16 protein-coding genes and 1 pseudogene are annotated in these 16,656 nt (G+C 70.1%); 6 read left to right on the top strand and 11 right to left on the bottom strand.

The annotated features are described in order from the left end of the window. The first annotated feature begins 93 nt into the window (after nt 1-93). The 3 genes from PV762_RS26565 (at nt 94) to PV762_RS26555 (ending at nt 4,440) form a co-directional block, all read left to right on the top strand. On the top strand, nt 94-1,365 hold the full coding sequence (locus PV762_RS26565) for an AI-2E family transporter (protein ID WP_421038004.1): 1,272 nt from the start codon (nt 94-96) through the stop codon (nt 1,363-1,365). A 112-nt stretch (nt 1,366-1,477) separates the two neighbouring features. After that, complete coding sequence (locus tag PV762_RS26560; RefSeq protein ID WP_421038003.1) at nt 1,478-3,934, top strand: ATP-binding protein; 2,457 nt, start codon at nt 1,478-1,480, stop codon at nt 3,932-3,934. Nucleotides 3,935-3,981: 47 nt separating this feature from the next. Further along, nucleotides 3,982-4,440: a ferritin-like domain-containing protein gene (locus tag PV762_RS26555; RefSeq protein WP_421038002.1), complete on the top strand. Its 459-nt coding sequence runs from the start codon at nt 3,982-3,984 to the stop codon at nt 4,438-4,440. Between the two features lie 60 nt (nt 4,441-4,500). Here PV762_RS26555 and PV762_RS26550 read toward each other — a convergent pair whose 3' ends face one another. The 4 genes from PV762_RS26550 to PV762_RS26535 form a co-directional block, all read right to left on the bottom strand. Further along, nucleotides 4,501-5,109 (bottom strand): hypothetical protein, encoded by a 609-nt coding sequence (locus PV762_RS26550; protein WP_421038001.1) that lies wholly within the window; start codon nt 5,107-5,109, stop codon nt 4,501-4,503. Beyond that, a complete protein-coding gene (locus PV762_RS26545; RefSeq protein WP_421038000.1) occupies nt 5,084-5,458 on the bottom strand; it encodes a hypothetical protein in 375 nt (124 codons plus the stop codon). Before PV762_RS26545 ends, PV762_RS26550 begins: the two co-directional genes overlap by 26 nt. 205 nt (nt 5,459-5,663) lie before the next feature. Further along, entirely contained in the window at nt 5,664-6,029 is a 366-nt protein-coding gene (locus PV762_RS26540) for a DUF883 family protein (protein WP_421037999.1), read from the bottom strand. 88 nt (nt 6,030-6,117) lie between these two features. Further along, nucleotides 6,118-6,639 (bottom strand): hypothetical protein, encoded by a 522-nt coding sequence (locus PV762_RS26535; protein ID WP_421037998.1) that lies wholly within the window; start codon nt 6,637-6,639, stop codon nt 6,118-6,120. A gap of 293 nt (nt 6,640-6,932) precedes the next feature. Between PV762_RS26535 and PV762_RS26530 the strand changes: the two genes are divergently transcribed. Then, nucleotides 6,933-7,550, top strand: coding sequence for a response regulator (locus tag PV762_RS26530; protein WP_421037997.1), 618 nt, complete (start codon nt 6,933-6,935; stop codon nt 7,548-7,550). A 21-nt stretch (nt 7,551-7,571) separates the two neighbouring features. Beyond that, a pseudogene (locus PV762_RS26525) lies at nt 7,572-8,159 on the top strand (D-glycero-alpha-D-manno-heptose-1,7-bisphosphate 7-phosphatase); the annotation flags it as partial. 13 nt (nt 8,160-8,172) lie between these two features. Here the strand turns inward: PV762_RS26525 and PV762_RS26520 are convergent. The 7 genes from PV762_RS26520 to PV762_RS26490 all read right to left on the bottom strand — a co-directional run bounded on the left by PV762_RS26520 (nt 8,173) and on the right by PV762_RS26490 (nt 15,904). Further along, nucleotides 8,173-9,348: a DNA topoisomerase IB gene (locus tag PV762_RS26520; RefSeq protein ID WP_421037996.1), complete on the bottom strand. Its 1,176-nt coding sequence runs from the start codon at nt 9,346-9,348 to the stop codon at nt 8,173-8,175. Between the two features lie 160 nt (nt 9,349-9,508). Next, nucleotides 9,509-10,993 carry a sigma-54-dependent transcriptional regulator gene (locus PV762_RS26515; protein ID WP_421037995.1) on the bottom strand — a complete coding sequence of 495 codons (1,485 nt, stop codon included), beginning with the start codon at nt 10,991-10,993 and terminating at the stop codon, nt 9,509-9,511. Nucleotides 10,994-11,267: 274 nt separating this feature from the next. After that, nucleotides 11,268-11,615: a hypothetical protein gene (locus PV762_RS26510; RefSeq protein ID WP_421037994.1), complete on the bottom strand. Its 348-nt coding sequence runs from the start codon at nt 11,613-11,615 to the stop codon at nt 11,268-11,270. Nucleotides 11,616-11,817: 202 nt separating this feature from the next. Then, nucleotides 11,818-12,459 carry a hypothetical protein gene (locus PV762_RS26505; RefSeq protein WP_421037993.1) on the bottom strand — a complete coding sequence of 214 codons (642 nt, stop codon included), beginning with the start codon at nt 12,457-12,459 and terminating at the stop codon, nt 11,818-11,820. A gap of 161 nt (nt 12,460-12,620) precedes the next feature. Further along, nucleotides 12,621-13,691, bottom strand: a complete 1,071-nt coding sequence (locus PV762_RS26500) for a glycosyltransferase family 9 protein (protein WP_421037992.1) — start codon at nt 13,689-13,691, stop codon at nt 12,621-12,623. Nucleotides 13,692-13,811: 120 nt separating this feature from the next. Further along, complete coding sequence (locus PV762_RS26495) at nt 13,812-14,825, bottom strand: hypothetical protein (RefSeq protein ID WP_421037991.1); 1,014 nt, start codon at nt 14,823-14,825, stop codon at nt 13,812-13,814. Between the two features lie 164 nt (nt 14,826-14,989). Further along, the gene (locus PV762_RS26490; RefSeq protein ID WP_421037990.1) at nt 14,990-15,904 is read right to left on the bottom strand and encodes a YihY/virulence factor BrkB family protein; all 915 of its coding nucleotides are present in this window, start codon (nt 15,902-15,904) and stop codon (nt 14,990-14,992) included. Nucleotides 15,905-16,097: 193 nt separating this feature from the next. Here PV762_RS26490 and PV762_RS26485 point away from each other — a divergent pair, with 193 nt between their 5' ends. Continuing rightward, nucleotides 16,098-16,439, top strand: coding sequence for a PRC-barrel domain-containing protein (locus tag PV762_RS26485; protein WP_088404154.1), 342 nt, complete (start codon nt 16,098-16,100; stop codon nt 16,437-16,439). The last annotated feature ends 217 nt before the right edge of the window (nt 16,440-16,656 follow it).

The following is a 16,656-nucleotide window of genomic DNA, read 5'->3' as shown; positions in this document are numbered from 1 at the left end:
GCAAGCGGGTCAGCGGCGGTGGTACCGCTCCCTCCTGGCCCGAGGCTTGCTTGAAGCGACTGCCAGTTCCCTTCCCCCGTCATCCTTACCATCTTGCGTCCCTCCGCCCTGCCCCCGACCACGATGCGCCGCTGGGCGACGCGAGGCCTGCTATTGATCGCCCTGGTCTTCCTGCTGAAGGAGGCGAGCGCGATCGTCCTGCCGGTGCTGGTGGCGCTGATCCTGACGTTCGTGCTGGCGCCGGCGGTGCGCACGATGCGGCACCACGGCATGCCGGAGTCGCTGAGCGCGGCGATGCTGGTGACCACGCTGGTGGGCTGCACGGTACTGAGCGTGGCCCTGCTGGCCGAGCCGGTGGCGCAATGGTGGCAGCGGGCGCCGACGGCGGTTTCGCAGGCGCTGAACCAGGTGGACAAATGGCGCGCGGCGATTCCTGGCTTCGGCCCGCCGGGCGAACGTCGGAGTTCGAGTCGCTCCGCGCCCACGCCGCCGCCGGATCCCGTGCGCGAACGTATCGCCAGCGAAAGCGTCGCCCTGACCGCCCAGGCGGTGGGCGTCGGGCTGAAGTTCATGGTGTCCACCGCCGCGACCACGATCCTGCTGTACTTCCTGCTCGCCTCCGAGCACTGGGTGCTGTCGCGCTGCATCGAGCTGCTGCCGCATCGCCCGCGACTGCGGGCGGTGGTGCTCGGCGGCCTGCGCGCCGCGCAACGCGACATCTCGCGCTACGTCGCCTCGGTCAGCGTCATCAACTTCGGCGTGGGCCTGATCGTGGCGGGCGCGATGTGGTTCGTGGACCTGCCCAATCCCGGCTTCTGGGGCGCGCTGGCGGCGATCTTCAACTTCATTCCCTACCTCGGACCGCTGATCATGTGCGGGCTGCTGCTGGTCGCGTCGCTCGCGGCCTCGCTCGGCGACTCCGGCGTCGCTGCGCTGGCCGCCCCGGTGCTGTCCTACCTCTGCATCCACGCGATCGAATCCAATTTCGTGACCCCGCTGGTGGTCGGCAAGCGCCTGTCGATGAACCCGCTGTCGGTGCTGCTCTCGGTGATGTTCTGGGGCTGGCTCTGGGGCGTGGCCGGCGCGGTGCTGGCCGTGCCGCTGCTGATCTGCCTGCGCAGCATCAGCCAGCGCAACCGCCGCATGCGGCCGGTCGCCGTCTATCTGCGCGGCAGCGACCGCCCCTGCACGCCGTTGAGCACACTGCTGAAGCCGCCCCCGCCTCGCCCCCCGTACGCGCCCGTCGCCGTGCCCGTCGCCGTGCGTGTCGCCGTGCCGGTTCCTCCCCACGTTCCCCAGCCCTCCGCCGACGCCGTTGCCCCCGTGGTGCCCCGTCCGAACGCCCTTGAACAGCACCGCCCATAATCTGCCGCCGCGACGCGCCGGCCTCCGCGTCCGCGCCACCGGCCTCTGGCCGCGGTGGTTCCCCCGTTTCCCGGCGCTGTCCTCCGCCGGTCCTTCCTCCGACGCCCCGCCCATGCCCCTGCCGATCCGTTCCCGCCTGCTCGTGCTCGTCCTGTCCGTGATGCTGCCGGGCATCATCGCGGCGCTGTGGGTCAGCTGGCAGACCTGGAGCGACGAGCGGGAGGCCACCGTGCGCCACATGCGCGACAGCACGCGCGCGCTGTCCATGGTGGTCGACAAGGAACTGGCCCGCCGCGCCGGCATCGCGCGGGTGCTGTCGTTGTCGCAGATCCTGGACGCGTCGCCGCAGATCCCGCCGGACGACCTCGCGATGCTGGAGCTGCAGTCCCGTCGCGCCATGCAGGGCCTGTCGGGCTGGGTGGAGTTGAACGCGCCCGACCGGACGCTCTTCAGCACCCGGCTGGCGCCGGGGCGGCTACCGGAGACGGCGGCCATCCCGCCGGTGACGGCCGCCCCCGCAACGACCGCCACGGCCGCGATGGCCCCGGAGATTGCCGGGACCGCCGGCACGGCCGGAACGGCGGGCGCCTCGGCGACGGCACCGTCCGTCCCCTCCCTGGTCGCGGCCGCCGGCACCGCCGCCGCGGCCACGCCGCCGCCCGGCCTGCCCACCACCACCGCCGCGTCGCGGCCGGTGCCGGTCCGCGAGGGCGTCCCGCTGGTCGAACAGGCGGCGGTGGGCGACCTCGCCCCCGACCCGGCGACCGGCCAGTTGCGAGCGCAGATCATCCAGCCGATCGAGCGCGGCGGCCATGTCTGGCTGAACATGAGCATCACCGTGCTGCCGCAGGAACTGCAGCAGATCATCGACGGACAGCGCCTGCCGCCGGACTGGACCGCCTCCATCGTCGACGGCCACGGCAACGTCGTCGCCCGCCACCCGGGCGGCATCAGCTACGCCGGCCGTCCCAGCACCGACGACCTCAAGCGCCTGATGGCCACGCGCGACGAGGCGCAGTTCGAATCCGTCAACCTCGACGGCAAGCCGGTGACGGGCTACTTCAGCAAGTCGCCGCAAGGCTGGACGGTCATCACCGCGGTGCCGCGCGACAGCGGACCGGGCGGCTTCGGCGCGCGCGCCGCGCTGCAGCCGATCGCCATCGGCGCGCTGCTGCTGGTGCTGTTCGGCATGTTCGGCGCGCTGTGGATCAGCCGGCGCATCTCCGGCCCGATCCACGCGCTCAACGAGATCGCCAACGAGCTGCGCGCCGGTGAGCCGGTGCGCGCGCGCAAGACCGGCATGGTCGAGTGCGACGAGGTCGCGCTGGCGCTCGAAGATGCGAGCGCCGCGATCCACCAGGGCCGCTACGAACTCGAGGAACGCGTCAACGAGGCGATCGACCGCACGCGCGAGGCCGAGCAGCTCAGCTCGCGTTCGCAGCGCACGGCGGCGCTGGGCCGGCTCACCGGCGGCGTCGCGCACGACTTCAACAACCTGCTGGGCGTGATCAGCAACAGCGCCCACCTGATCCAGCGCAGCCCGCACGCCGAATCGCTGGCCATGCCGCTGGGCGCGATCATGCGTTCGGTCGACGTCGGCAGCCGCCTGACCCAGCACCTCCTGCGGGTCGCGGGCCGGCAGCCGGTCCACCCGCAGGTGGTGGACCTGCGCTCCACGCTCGGCGAGATGAAGGAACTGCTCGTCACCGTGCTGGGCAAGCGCATGCAGCTGGTGATGACCATGGCGCCGGACCTGCCGAGCGTGCGCGTGGACCCGTCCGAACTGGAGCTCGCCCTGATCAACATCTCGCTGAACGCGCGCGACGCCACCAACGGCATGGGCGAGATCACGATCGACGCGGGCCGCGCCTCGCCCGGCGACGTGCAGGACCTGGCGCCCGGCGAGTACGTCGCGATCAGCGTCACGGACCGCGGCCCGGGCATTCCCGACGACCTGCTGGCGCGCGTCTTCGAGCCCTTCTTCACCACCAAGACCGTCGGCAAGGGCACGGGACTGGGCCTCAGCCAGGTGCTGGGCTTCTGCGTGCAGGCCGGCGGCACGGCGCGCATCGCCAGCCAGCTCGGCGCCGGCACGACCGTGACCCTGCTCCTGCCGGCGCAGACGAGCGCGCGCCTCGTGCCCGACGGCGCGCGCGTCGACGGGACCGTGCGCACCCGCGACGACGGCCTCGTCAACGGCCTGGCCGGCGTGCGCGTGCTGCTGGTCGAGGACAACGAGGAACTCAACCGCGTCACCGTGGGGCTGCTGCGGAGCTTCTCCTGCGAGGTGCTCAGCGCCAAGGATGCGGATGAGGCGCTGCATCTGTTCGGCAGCGGCGCGGCAGTGGACATCGTCCTCTCCGACGTCGTGATGCCGGGTTCGATGGACGGCCAGGCGCTGGCCCGCGAGCTGCGCGCGCGGCGCCCGGGCCTGCCCATCGTGCTCATCAGCGGTTTCAGCGAGGCGTTGACGGCGGAGTCCACCTTCACCGTGCTGCGCAAGCCAGCGTCGCCGCCGCAGATCCTGGAGGCGCTGCGGCGCGCGATGGGACTGCCGACGGGTACGTGACTTGCTGATTCATGGCATTACCACTCCCCCGATCGGAAAGGACTGCCATGGACAACAAGGACGTCATCGACGAGCTGAACACGCTCATTGAAACCTGCAAGGACGGCGAGTACGGCTTCCTGAGCTGCGCCGAACACGTCAAGGGCGCGAGCCTGCGCGAAGTCTTCGCGCAGCGCGCCGCGGAATGCCGCCAGGCGGCCTCGGAACTGCAGCAGCTGGTGCGCCAGCACGGCGGCACGCCCGAGGACGACGGCACCGCTGCCGGATCGCTGCATCGCGGCTGGGTCGCGGTCAAGGGCACGCTGACCGGCTACAGCGACAAGGCCATGCTCGAGGAATGCGAGCGCGGCGAGGACGTGGCCGTCGCGCGTTACCGCAAGGCGGCTCAGAAGGACCTGCCCGCGGGCGTGCTGGAAGTCGTCCAGCGCCAGCTGGCCGGCACCCTGCGCAACCACGACCAGATCAAGCTGCTGCGCGATCAGGCGAGAAACGCAGAGAAGGCGTAAGGCCTCCCCTGCAACCACAAACGCGCCCTCGGGCGCGTTTTTTCGTGGATCAGGTAGCGCTCAGCGCTGGTGTTCCCTGGCTTCTTCACGCTGCTTCTTGCGTCCCTGCATGAACCCGGCGACCACGCCCAGCACCAGCTGCGTGATCTCCGGTCCGATGCGGCCACGGATCGTCGTCGGCATCAGGCCCCACAGCACCGTCAGCAACTGCAGCGTCCCCAGTTCGGGACGTCCGGGCCGCTCCGATCCCGGATCGCGATGGTCGCCATGCGCGGCGGGACGCGCAGCGCTCGCGGGACCGCTGTCGTGATCGGCCCCGGTCAGGCTTCGGAAAAGGGCCTGCAGCCCCGCCATCGACGAACGTCCACGGGGCTGTCCGTGATGATGATCCCGCGCGCGGCGATGCCGCTTGCCGCGCAGCAGGCGCCAGAACAGCCAGCTCGCGCCGGTGCCCAGCGCCGGCAGCAGCCAGCGGCCTGGCGTCATCACCGCCTTGCTGCGTTGCTGCAGCGCATCCCAATGCAGCTGGAACTCCAGGTCTCGCCGAACGACGCGCAGCTCGGCCATCTCGATGCGCAGCGTCAGCGCCTCGATCGACTCGGCCGCGCCTCCGGGGTCGGGGACGTCGGGGATGCGTCGGGGATCAGGACGGTCGTGCGGTGCGGCCATCGGGACTCGGTGCTTCGGGATCCATCGGATCGTTGAACAGCCAGTGGAACTGGCGGCGGGAGGCGGGCAGCGCCAGCATGGGCGTCAGCGCCTTCATCGCGGCCGCGACCCAGACCAGCAGCAGCAGGTTGATCACCAGCACGCCGGCGAAGGCCCAGGGCCAGGTGAGGCCGACATGGACCGCGATCGCGACCAGCAAGGCCCACAACGCCAGCCAGGCGGTGGCCCCGGCGATCGCCGCGACCACGCCCAGGATGACGAGGCTGACCAGCCCGTGTCTGGCGCGCTGCAACTCCAGCGCCAGCAGGAGCAGGCGCCCGGAGAGCATGCCGCGCGCCGCGCGGGCCATCCCCTGCACGTCGCCGAGCCAGGTGGCGCCGACGGGCGGGCCCTCGCCCGAGGGCGAAGGACCGGTCGCCGTTCCCGCCGTGGCACCGGTCGCTCCTCCGGGTGCGGGCCCGGAAGACGGCGGTTGCCGAGGTGGCGGCGGAGGCGGGAACGGAGGCGGAAACGACGGCGAAGCGTGCGGCAGGTCGCTCATGGGCGCGCCGCGGTCAGCGCGTCAGGCGCGCGATCAGCAGGCCGACCGCCAGCGCGGTGCCGACCGCCATCAGCGGATGTTCACGCACGTTCGCACGCATCGTGTCGCACCACTCGTTGCCGGTCAGACGCAGCCGCTCGGCGCGGTCGTGGATCAGTTCGTTCGTGTCCTCCAGGCTCTTCTGCAATTGCTGCGCCTTGGGCGCGGCTGCGGTGGCGAGGCGGTCGATGGTGGCGTGCGCCTTGTCGGCGGCGCGGTTCACCAGGTCGGCGGCCGCGGTGCTCGACGGCGTCGTGCCGTTGACCAGCTTCGCAGCATCGTCGGCGGTCGTGAACGGCACGGCCTTGTCGCTCTTCTCGTTGTTGGGCGTGGTGCTCATGGGATGGTTCCTTTCGTCGTGCGCAGTGGCAGCAAGTGCATGGATCGGTGCAGAGGGGATGGCAAGCGGCGTGCCGCCCGGGCGGCGATCAGCGCGGCAGCGGCGGCTTCGGATGCGCGTCGAGTCCGCGGTGAGGCGATTCCGCCACCTGTGGCCGGCCGCCTTCGGGCTCCAGCATCTCCTCGATGATGAAGTGGCCGTAGTACTGCGCGCGCTCGGCGCGGTTGCGGCGCGCGATCTCGGCGATCTCGCGCGCCTGCTCGTCGTTCTTCGCCTTCACGACGAGGAAGTGGTACCCGCGTTCCGCCAGTTCGCCGTGGCTGCGCAGCAGGTTGATCTCCTGCCCGATCGCGGCCAGCGGACTCGCGCGCTTCAGATCGCGTTCGACCAGTTCGACCATCTCTCGGTCGCCGATCGCGTGCAGGTCGGCGTCGGCGATGCCGTGCGCGCTGAGCGCCGCACGCGCCTGTCCGGCGTCCGGCGCGCCGGGAAAGCTGATCACCAGGTGATCCACCGGCTTGTGCACGCCGAAGCTGGTGGGACGGCTGTCGTCTTCTCGGTCGTTGTCCTCGGGACTGTCGGGCGCGCCCGGACGGATGCTTGTGGCCATGGAATGCTCCTGGAAGTGACGGGGAGTCTTCCCCGGCAAGGCAAGCCTCGTACCCATCGCGTACGCCGTCTTTCCCGCACGCGAAGCGTCGGAAAAAGAAGGCCCGCCAAGATGTCACCGGGATTGACGCGCGGGCCATCCACCGGTTACACCGGGCAGGCCGAATGACCCGGTGCCGACTGCGTTGAAGCCGCCGCGACCCGCGGGGAAATCCCCAGGGTTGGGGAGGACTTCGGGCACGACGATTGCCATATCTCGCGACCAACTGGATACGAACAGGGAAGGAGCGAACGATGAACGACGGTCTCACGTCGGTGCTGTACGTCGAAGACAGCCCGCTCAACGTCATCGTGATGGAGGCGATGTTCGAACAGCGCCGGGACCTGCGGCTGCACGTTGCCGAGGCCGGCATGCCCGCCTGGCGGCTCAGCGCGCAGCTGCAGCCCTCGCTGCTGCTGGTCGACCTCCACCTGCCCGACTGCCACGGTTCCGATCTGCTGAAGTTGCTGCGCATGCGGCGCGGCTGTGCGCAGGTGCCCGCGATCGCGGTCACCGCCGATTCCGATTTCGACGCGCTGGGTTGCGGTTTCATGGAGCTGTGGGCCAAGCCGCTGGATGTGCGCAAGACCTTGGCGCGGCTGGCCGAGCTGCTGCCTCCGCCACGCGGCACGCGCCCGACGGACGCGGTGGTCGGCCAAGGCGACCAGCGGGGCCTCCACCCCGCGCACGGCCACGGACAGGTGCAAGGGCCAGGGCAAGGACAGGTCCAGGGCGACACCCAGCCCGCCGCCTTGCAGACCGGCGTCATGATCGATCCGGCGTGCGATGGCGCGCGACGCGAGCCGGGCCTCATGGCGCGGCACAAACAGTCGCTGGCGCCACGCCAGACCGACTACGGTTGGGTGCGCTGAGCGCTTCGCGGAGACGATCCCGTGACTGCCTGGCTCGACGCCCCCCTCACCACCCTCTCCCTCCACGACCTCGATTTTTCGCGTGAGCGCCCCCCGGGCTCCTCGCGGACCTCGCTGCGTCCGGCGGTCTTCCTCGACAAGGACGGCACGCTGGTCGTGCCCGACGACGCGACCATCCACGATCCGTCCCGTCTGCGGCTGATGCCGGGCGCGGGCGAAGCCCTCGCGCGCCTGAGCGCCGCGGGCCTGACCCTGGTCCTGGTCACCAACGAAAGCGGCATCGCGCGCGGCGCCTTCACCCGCGTCCAGTTCGCGCGGCTTCAGGGCGCGCTGCTGCGACGGCTGAAGGACGAGTTCGGCGTGGTACTGGCCGACGTCGCGGTCTGCCCGCACGCCCCCGATGTCCAGGGCCGCCCGGCCTGCCTGTGCCGCAAGCCGGCGCCCGGCATGCTGACGCGCGCGGCGCGCGCGCACGGCCTCGATCTGGCCCGCTCGTGGATGGTCGGCGACCTGCTCGACGACGTCGAGGCCGGCCATCGCGCCGGCGCGACCGGACTGCTGCTCGACACCGGCGGCGAGACGGTCTGGCGCCGTTCGCCGTTGCGCGAGCCGGCCGGCGTCTTCAGCGACTGGCCGTCGCTCGCCGACCACCTGCTGCGCGAGGCGGCGTCGGGATCGGGCCCGATGTCGACGCCGATGGACGACGTGCCCGGCGACCCGTCGCGGCTGCCGGCGACGATCGCTTCGCTGGCACCGGCGCAGGCGCAGGCGTAGCGATCTCCACGCGGGGCTGCGTCCGCAACAGCCCCATCAGACGCCGCTCCGCGGCGCTCAGGCCCGTGACGGCAGGCGGCGTGGCCATCCAGCGCTGCGACGGCAGCGATGCCAGACGGTCGGACTGCCCCCATTCGAGCACCGCCGGATGGATGTAGGACTTGCGGCAGACCGCCACGGTGTTGCCCAGTCGCGCGGCGACCTCCTTCACCGTCTGCTTCAACGCGTCGAGGGGCGCCGTTCCCGCGCGCGCATGGTCCGCCAGCAGATCCAGCGCCAGCACGCTCGCGTGCCAGGTCCGGAACACCTTGGCGCTGCAGGTCGGCCCGCCGGCCGTGGCCAGCCAGTCGTTGACGTCGGAGGCGTCGATCCGGTGCGGGTCGCCCGCCTCGTCCTCGTAGCCGAAGAGCTCCTGCCCGGGGAGATCGCGGCAGCGGCGCACCAGCGCCGCGACGCGGTCGTCGCGCACCGCCAGTTGATGGCGCACCCCGCTCTTGCCGGGGAAGCTCAGCAGCAAGGCGTCGCCCTGGACCTTCACGTGGCGGCACAGCAGCGTGCTGAGGCCGTAGGAGCCATTGCTGCGCGCGTACTCCCGGTGGCCGATGCGCATCCAGGTGCGGTCGAGCAGTCGCACCAGCGCCGCGATCACGCGTTCGCGGTCGAGGGCGCGATCGCCGTCGTCCGGACGCAGGCGGCGCTGCACCTGGCGACGCAGCGGGGGCAGGCGTTGCCCGAAGTCCATCAGCAGCCCGAACTTGTTCTCGCCGCGCAGCGCCATCCAGTCCGCGTGATAGCGGTACTGCTTGCGGCCGCGCGCGTCGCGCGCGGTGGCCTGGATGTGGCCGTCGTCGCGGGCGCAGATCCAGACGTCTTCGTACGCGGGAGGGATGGCCAGCGCGCGGATGCGCTGCAGCGTCGAGGCGTCCCGCACCGGACGTCCATCGCCGTCGACATACCGGAAGCCCTTGGCCGCGCGCTTCCGGCGCAGTCCGGGTTCGCAATCAGACACCCAACGCAATGGCATACGAGCCCTCCTGCCTTTCACAAGGCAGGCCGCATGCCAAGGCCGCCGACCCTCCCCCCTGCTCTCCCGCAAGCGGGAAAGGGAGTCTCAACGCCGCACTGCCGCGAACGCGGAGTCAGCCGATGCTGGTGGGGCGGTCTCTCTGATTCGGCGGTCTCTTTTACTGCGCCGCCTCGTCGGCTGCCGCCGCGTCTTCCGCCGCGTACTCCTTCAGCCGGTTGTAGAGCGTCTTCAAGCTGATGCCCAGCACTGCCGCCGTCTGTTCCTTGTGGTGCTTGTAGTGCTGCAGCGTGGCCAGGATGAAGGCTTTCTCCACCTGCGCCATCGAGCTCCCCAACGGCATCGTGATCGAGGGGCCGGAAGCTTCCGCCGACGTTGCGAACGACGGCGCGGGCGCTGCTGCCGGCACGCCGACGCCGAGGGTGGTGACCGTTGCCGCGCCGGCGGCAGTTCCTGTGGCCGACCCCGACAGCGAGGCTGGCGGGACGCCTTCGCCCTTGGGCAGCCATTGTTCGTCCACCACGTCGGCCGCCGCCATCACGTACGCGCGCTGGACCGCGTTGCGCAGCTCGCGCACGTTGCCGGGCCAGTGGTAGGTCTGGAGCTGGGCCAGTGCCTTCGCGGTGAAGCGCTTGTTCTTGCCTTCCTTGGCCGCGATCTGGCGCAGGAAATGGTCGGCCAGCAGCGGCACGTCGTCGAGGCGGTCGCGCAGCGGCGGCATCTCGATCGGGAACACGTTGAGGCGGTACAGCAGGTCTTCGCGCAGCTTGCCGGCCTGCACCGCCTGCAGCAGCGGACGGTTGGAGGCCGCGATCACCCGCACGTCGGCATCGAGCGTCGTCGTCGAGCCCACGCGCATGAAGCGGCCGGTCTCGAGCACGCGCAGCAGCTTGACCTGCAGCTCCATCGGCATCTCGGTCAATTCGTCGAGGAACAGGGTGCCGCCGCTCGCCCGCTCGAAGAAGCCTTCGTGCTGCTTGTCGGCGCCGGTGAAGGCGCCCTTCTCGTGGCCGAAGATCTCGCTCTCGATCAGGTTGGGCGAGATGGCGCCGCAGTTCACCGCCAGGAACGGCTTCTTGCGGCGACGGCTCAGGTCGTGCACCGTCTGCGCCACCAGTTCCTTGCCGGTGCCGCTCTCGCCGTTGATGAATACCGACACGCTGGTGCCCGCCACGCGCGAGATCTGGTCGTAGATCCGCTGCATCGGCTGGGTGCGGCCCCACAGCAGGCCGAAGTGGCCGGTGTTGGCGAGGTTGGCGTTGAGCTCGGTGACCTCCGCCTGCAGCGCGGCCGGCTTCATCACCCGCGACAGCACGCCTTGCAGCTGCCGGATGTTGATCGGCTTCACCAGGTAGTCCGCGGCGCCCAGCCGCAGCGCCTGGATCGAGGTGTCCAGGCTGGCGTGGCCGGTGATCAGCACCACCTCCGAGTTGGCCACCAGCTGCGGGTCCTGGAACAGCTCCATGCCGTTGCCGTCCGGCAGTTGCAGGTCCAGCAGCACCACGTCGGGCTGCTGCAGCGCGATGTGCCGCCGGGCATCGCGCAAGGTGTGGGCCACCGACACGGTGAATTTTTCGCTCGCAATCAGTTCCTGCAGGGTGGCGACGGAATCGACATCGTCATCCACGATCAGCGCATGGGTCACCGGTACATCCTTCGTTGTGGGGTCACTTCTTCAGGTTGGTCGTTTCGTGAACTAGGTCAACCAACCTCGTCTAACTCATTCTTGCAGCAAGCGGCCCGTTTGCGACCCCCTTGACAGCTCGATTTGAAAAAAATTCCGGTCGACGCCGGTCGACCTGCGTCCGCATATAGACGGCATGCGAACAACACGCCCCACAAAAGGACACCGGCAGCGGTCCGTGGACCATGCCGGTGTCGGCCTGCGGTCCGCGGGACCGCCGGAGGGGACGTCGGGCTCAGGCATCCCGGCGGCGGCGTTGGACCCATCCCACCAGGGCCAGGGCGACGACCAGGGTGAAGAAGTTGCGGATCTCGAACGACGCCCCGGCGGGCTCGGAGTCGGTGTCGATGACGGAGGACGGGCTCGGCGACGCAGAGGACGTCGGGGCCGGCGCCTGGCCCTGCGGGGCGGGCCGCACGCTGGCGGGAACATGGTGGGGCTGGCCGTTGGCCGGGGCCGCGGCCTCCGGTCGGACCAGCGCCGCGAGCCTGGCACCCTCCAGGAAACTGCCGGAGCTTTCCGCGTGGGCCGCGGTCGCGGCCAGCATCAGCGGGATCGCCCAGGCGAGCTTGTGCAGGTGCATGAAAAACCTCCTGTGATGGGAACGGGTGCGCGCCCGGACATCCGTCCGGCCGCGCGGTCGCCGAGCTTCCACGCGCGGCTCGCGACAGGAGGCAAGCACCGTGCCCGCGAAAACGTTCAGTGACGATTTTGTGCAGGTTCCGGGGACAGCGCGGACTGGCTCTGCGCCGGTTCTTCAACAGGAGACGCCGCCTGGCGGGGCATCACCACCAACCGCAATAGGCGGGCGAGACGTCGCACCAGCCGCGACCGAAGCCTTGGCCAAAGCCGCCGAACCCGCCGAACCCGCGGCCGCCCAGGGCGCTGCCGAGGAACGCCCCGACCCCCGATGCCAGTCCGTTCAGACCCAACCCCAGCGCCAACCCCACGCCACCGCTCACCAGAGGGTTCGCTGCCCCGCCCAAGGGCGAGAACGAAGCGTTGAGCGTGGCGTGGACGTGGGGTTGGACACCATAGGGATTGAAGGGCAGGAACGCCGACGCGCCGTAGAAGGGGAAGAATTGCGGGGAGGTCTGCGGGAAGCATTGGTACCCACCCAGCGCCAAGGCGGACGCGAGCGCAGACCACTGCGGACTCCACTGCGGAAACCAGTGCGGAGAACACTGCGGCGACTGTTGCGGCTGCCAGGCGAATCCCCCTGCCTGCGCGGGAGGAGGCGCCGACGACATGAGTTGAGCGCCGTCGCGCCGCGGCCTCGCGGCCGGTTCGTCGAAGGAATTCCTGAACTGGTCCAGCGAGCGCGCGTCACGAGCTTCCCGGAACTGGCGCTCCGCGTTGGCGCCGACCGCGCCGCCGTGGCGCCCCGACGCACGAGGGTCGCCGTGATCGCTCGCGCCGCGTTGCATCGCGTCGTGTTCCTCCGTGGAAAGAGGAGCGTTCCAGGCCAGGGGTATCGCCGCCCCACCAGCGTACGGACAGGTCATCGGGTTCCTTTCTCTTCCAGGACATCGCGTGCCCGTCGCAAGGCGGGCCGAGTCCTGGGAGTCCGCCGAGGACACGAATGGGTTCAGGCGATGTGGACGTCGCGGCGCAGCGCTTCACCCGGCAGCACTCCCGGCACGCGGGCGGCGGCGGCGATGGTCAGCGGCAAGTCGTCGGCGGCCACGACCACACGGGCGCCGGCGGCCAGCGCCGCGAGTTCGCCGATGGAAGCCACCGGCGGCAAGACCTGGCCCCTCGCCGGCATGGCCGCGCGGAGTTCCGCGAGCGCAGCCTCCTCGCCTGGGACGGCGCACAGCACCACCGCCGTGTCGTCGGACCAGGCATCGAGCAGCACGTCGGCCGCCGCGGCGAAGGCCGCGGGGGCGCACGGGCGAGCCCCGCCGCCCGGACAGACCAGCACGTAGCGCTGACCGAAGCCCAAGCCCGCTTGCTGCAAGACGTTCCGCATCTGGTGGCTGTCCTTGGGCAGCAGCCGCAGACGGGGCCGCTCGTCGGCGGTGTGCATGCCGACGTGCGCCACGAGGGCCAATTGGCGGCGCGTGTCGTCATGCCCGGCATCGGCCCGGTCGTCGGTGATCCGCAGTTCATCGCTGAGCAGCCCGTGCGCCGGTGCGCGCACGTGGGCCAGCGTCAGCGGGATGCCCGCCATCCGACAGAGCAAGGCGGCCGGCAGCGCGCTCTGGTCGGCCGGCGAGAACAGCACCGCCGCATCGAAGTGGCTGCGGCGCAGCTTGCGCACGAGGTGCATCTCGGCGTCGCCGCGCATGGTGGGCGGCTCGGCGTCCAGCGCGGCGGCGCCGCTGGCCGTCCACGGCGCGTTGAACGTGATGAGGTCGTCGACCGCCTGGAGATGCGGCCGCAGCGCCAGCGCCTCCGGCGCCGCCAGCAGCGTCAGCTGCGTCCACGGCATGGTCTCGTGCACCGCGGCGAAAGAGGCGGTCGAGGACAGCACACCCGCGACACCGTCCAGCCGGATCAGCAGCACGCGACGCACATTGCACCAGCGGCGATGGCGCTCCTCGGCCTGCGTGAGCGTTTCTCTCGGCGACGTCGCGCCGTGCGCGGGCAGGTCCCCCGCGACTGCCTCCGAGAGGCTGGGCGCGGGAGCACGCTGCTCAAGGGACGTCGCGATCATTCCCTCTCTCCGGCAAGCGGCATGCCGGACGGAGAACCAGCGCAGGCGCGGGTTTCCGGGTGATCGGGCGCTTTCTTCCGAACCGGTCGGCCCGGGCGGCCTGCGCCCGGGCCGACGGCGTCACTTCGTCCTGGAGGACGACGATGCGCTCGAGCCGCCAGCACCCGTCGAGGCGCTGGAACCGGGCAGGCCAGCGCCTGTGTCGGACGACGAGCCAGGCAGGCCGGAGGCACCGATGGCGCCGGAGGATGTGGACAGCCCCGGACTTACGGAACTGCCTTGCGCCCCCGGCTGCGAAGACTGCGGCGAATGCTGCTGCGTCGACGGCGAATGCTGTTGCGTCGACTGTTGCGACGACCGGTCCGAGCGCCACTTGTTGAAGTCTTCGGAGAACTTCTGGTACCGGTCCTGGCGCCAGCTGTGATAGTCGTTGTCGAGGTTCCTGACCTGCTCCGCGCGCCATTGCTGGTAGTCCGGGTCGTGGTGCGTCTGCGGCTGCGCGTGCTGGCCGTAGTCGCCGCGGCGGCCCGAGTCCTCGCGCCATCCCTCATGACGAGGCCCCTGATCGCGGTAACCGCCCGTGCTGCCCTGGCCGTAGCCGCCGGACGGGCCGTAGCTGCTGCCCTCATTGCCGGAGCCGCTGTAGCCGCCGTAGTTGCCTGAACTGCCGTAGTTGCCTGAACTGCCGTAGTTGCCTGAACTGCCGTAGTTGCCGGAGCCGCCGTAGTTGCCGCTGTAGTTGCCGCTCATCGAGCGCTCGCGGTCGCCGCCCCACCCTTGGCCTTGATAGCCGCCGCGGTAACCGCCCTGGCTCTGCATGTCGCCGTGGCTGCGGTAATCCTGGCGGTAGTCGTCGCGTCCGGCGCCGTAGCCGCCATACCCTCCGCCATGGCCGCCGGCTTCAGCGCCACCGCCATAGCCGCCGTAACCGCCGCCGCGCAGTTCGTCGCGATCGGTCTGGTAGCTCGACCCTTGACGGTTCGATCCCGGATAGGCCGACTGCTGATCGTCACGCGAGCGGTCGTACGTCGGGCGGCCCGTCTGGGCCCCGTCATGCGACCGGTCACGGTCGCCTTGATCCCATGCGTTGTCCTGGCGCTGATCTTGTCTGCCTCGTTGTCCATACTGGCTCATGATGCTTCCTTTCAGGCCGAAGCGGACCCTGGGCGGGCCCGAGGCCGGTTGTACAAAACCGGTGGTCCGGACTTCCGGATCCGGGTATCAACGGGCAAGCTCCATGCCGCATGGCGTCGATCAGCGAACGTCGAGATCGCCCTGTTCATCGGCCCATGCGCACGTCAGCCCTGTCGCAGCGCGCGTGCGGCGATCTCGGCGGCCTGCTCCCGCAGGCTGTGACGCTTGGCGAAGGCCCAGCTCAGTTCGGCCCCCATCAGGAACACCTGGGTCGAGTAGTAGACCCACAGCATCATGACCACCAGCGAAGCCGCCGCGCCGTACGCCGAGCTCACGCCGCTGCGACCGATGTAAAGCCCGATCAGCGACTTGCCCAGGCTGAACAGGGCCGAGGTGATCAGCGCGCCGACCCAGACGTCGCGCCAGCGCACCGGCACGTCGGGCACCCACTTGTAGATGACGGCGAACATCACCGTAATGAGCGCGTAGGCCAGCGTGCCGTTGAGGATCTGGGCGAGCAGGACGAACTCGGTGCCCAGCCAGGGCGTCCACCATTTGCTGATCGCGGCGAGCGCGGCGCTGGCCACCATCGAGATCATCGACAGGAAACCCAGCCCGAGGATCAACCCCAGCGACAGCAGGCGCTTGCGCAGCAGCGTCACCAGGCCCTGCCACACCGGTCCGCTGCGCGGCATCGGCGCCTTCCAGATCCGGTTGAGCGAGTTCTGCAGTTCGGCGAACACCGAGGTGGCGCCCACCAGCAGCACGACGGTACCGATGGCTGCAGCCCATCCGCCCTCCTCCGGCCGGTTCACGCGCTTGAGCAGGTCTTCGACGGCCATCGCGCCGTCGGCGCCCAGCAGGCCGGAGAGCTGTTCCATGACCTCGCCGCGCGCGGCCTGCTCGCCGAAGACCAGGCCCGCCACGCTGATGACGATCAGCAGCAGCGGGGCGATCGAGAACAGCGTGTAGTAGGCCAGCGCCGCGCCCATGCTGGGCGCGTTGTCGTCACTCCAGCCCTGCGCGGCCTCGCTGACGATGTCGATGGCTTCCTGGACGGCGTGAGGCAGCTTGGGCATGCAGGACGGCCGCGGGCGGCGGCGATCGGAAAGTCGACGATGACGGGATCCTTTGTCGAGGCAAGGGAAATTCCCGCGCGACGCGGATGTGCGGGACAAGCGCCCGACGCCATCGGGAAGAGCGCAGGGACGGTCCGGGCGGCGGCACGGCGTTTGCCTTGAACCCCCTATCCCAACCCACCAGGAGACCCTCATGGCAAGCACCACCATCGCTTCCGACCGCGTCGAAGGCACCAAGGTCTACAACGGCAACGGCGACAAGCTGGGCTCGATCGACAACCTCGTCATCGACAAGCGCTCGGGCCTGGTCCGCTACGCGGCCCTCGAGTTCGGCGGCTTCATGGGCATCGGTACCGACCGCTATCCGATCCCCTGGAACATGCTGAAGTACGACACCAGCCTGGACGGCTATGTCGTGCCGCTTCGCGAGGACCAGCTCGAAAAGGCCCCGCGCTACGCCCAGACCGACCGTCCCGAGTACTCCGACGAGTACGGCCGCAAGGTTTACGACTACTACGGCGTGGCCTGGATGTAAGCGCCCCGCGCCTTGCCGGCGGGCAAGGACCCTCGATCCTGCAATGAAGAACGCCCCGGAGTGAACTGCACCCCAAAGGTTGGACGCCAATCCAACCGATGGGGTGTTTTTCATGGCGAAGTACAGCGAGAGCGTGAGGCTCAAAGTGGTTCGGAAGTACCAGGCTGGGGGCCTGGGCTGTGCGGCATTGGCCAAGCTCTTCGGAGTCGACGTAACG

Source organism: Mitsuaria sp. CC2, from assembly GCF_048957715.1.
GTDB lineage: Bacteria > Pseudomonadota > Gammaproteobacteria > Burkholderiales > Burkholderiaceae_C > Roseateles.
Note: the sequence above shows the minus strand (reverse complement) of the source record. Positions and strands in the feature narration are given on the sequence as shown.

What these genes read in the sequence shown, in the direction of transcription:
- PV762_RS26560 (WP_421038003.1), top strand. Translation starts at nt 1,478, where the DNA reads ATGCCCCTGCCGATCCGTTCCCGCCTGCTCGTGCTCGTCCTGTCCGTG.
- PV762_RS26555 (WP_421038002.1), top strand. Translation starts at nt 3,982, where the DNA reads ATGGACAACAAGGACGTCATCGACGAGCTGAACACGCTCATTGAAACC.
- PV762_RS26550 (WP_421038001.1), bottom strand. Translation starts at nt 5,109, where the DNA reads ATGGCCGCACCGCACGACCGTCCTGATCCCCGACGCATCCCCGACGTC.
- PV762_RS26545 (WP_421038000.1), bottom strand. Translation starts at nt 5,458, where the DNA reads ATGGCCCGCGCGGCGCGCGGCATGCTCTCCGGGCGCCTGCTCCTGCTG.
- PV762_RS26540 (WP_421037999.1), bottom strand. Translation starts at nt 6,029, where the DNA reads ATGAGCACCACGCCCAACAACGAGAAGAGCGACAAGGCCGTGCCGTTC.
- PV762_RS26535 (WP_421037998.1), bottom strand. Translation starts at nt 6,639, where the DNA reads ATGGCCACAAGCATCCGTCCGGGCGCGCCCGACAGTCCCGAGGACAAC.
- PV762_RS26530 (WP_421037997.1), top strand. Translation starts at nt 6,933, where the DNA reads ATGAACGACGGTCTCACGTCGGTGCTGTACGTCGAAGACAGCCCGCTC.
- PV762_RS26520 (WP_421037996.1), bottom strand. Translation starts at nt 9,348, where the DNA reads ATGCCATTGCGTTGGGTGTCTGATTGCGAACCCGGACTGCGCCGGAAG.
- PV762_RS26510 (WP_421037994.1), bottom strand. Translation starts at nt 11,615, where the DNA reads ATGCACCTGCACAAGCTCGCCTGGGCGATCCCGCTGATGCTGGCCGCG.
- PV762_RS26505 (WP_421037993.1), bottom strand. Translation starts at nt 12,459, where the DNA reads ATGCAACGCGGCGCGAGCGATCACGGCGACCCTCGTGCGTCGGGGCGC.
- PV762_RS26500 (WP_421037992.1), bottom strand. Translation starts at nt 13,691, where the DNA reads ATGATCGCGACGTCCCTTGAGCAGCGTGCTCCCGCGCCCAGCCTCTCG.
- PV762_RS26495 (WP_421037991.1), bottom strand. Translation starts at nt 14,825, where the DNA reads ATGAGCCAGTATGGACAACGAGGCAGACAAGATCAGCGCCAGGACAAC.
- PV762_RS26490 (WP_421037990.1), bottom strand. Translation starts at nt 15,904, where the DNA reads ATGCCCAAGCTGCCTCACGCCGTCCAGGAAGCCATCGACATCGTCAGC.
- PV762_RS26485 (WP_088404154.1), top strand. Translation starts at nt 16,098, where the DNA reads ATGGCAAGCACCACCATCGCTTCCGACCGCGTCGAAGGCACCAAGGTC.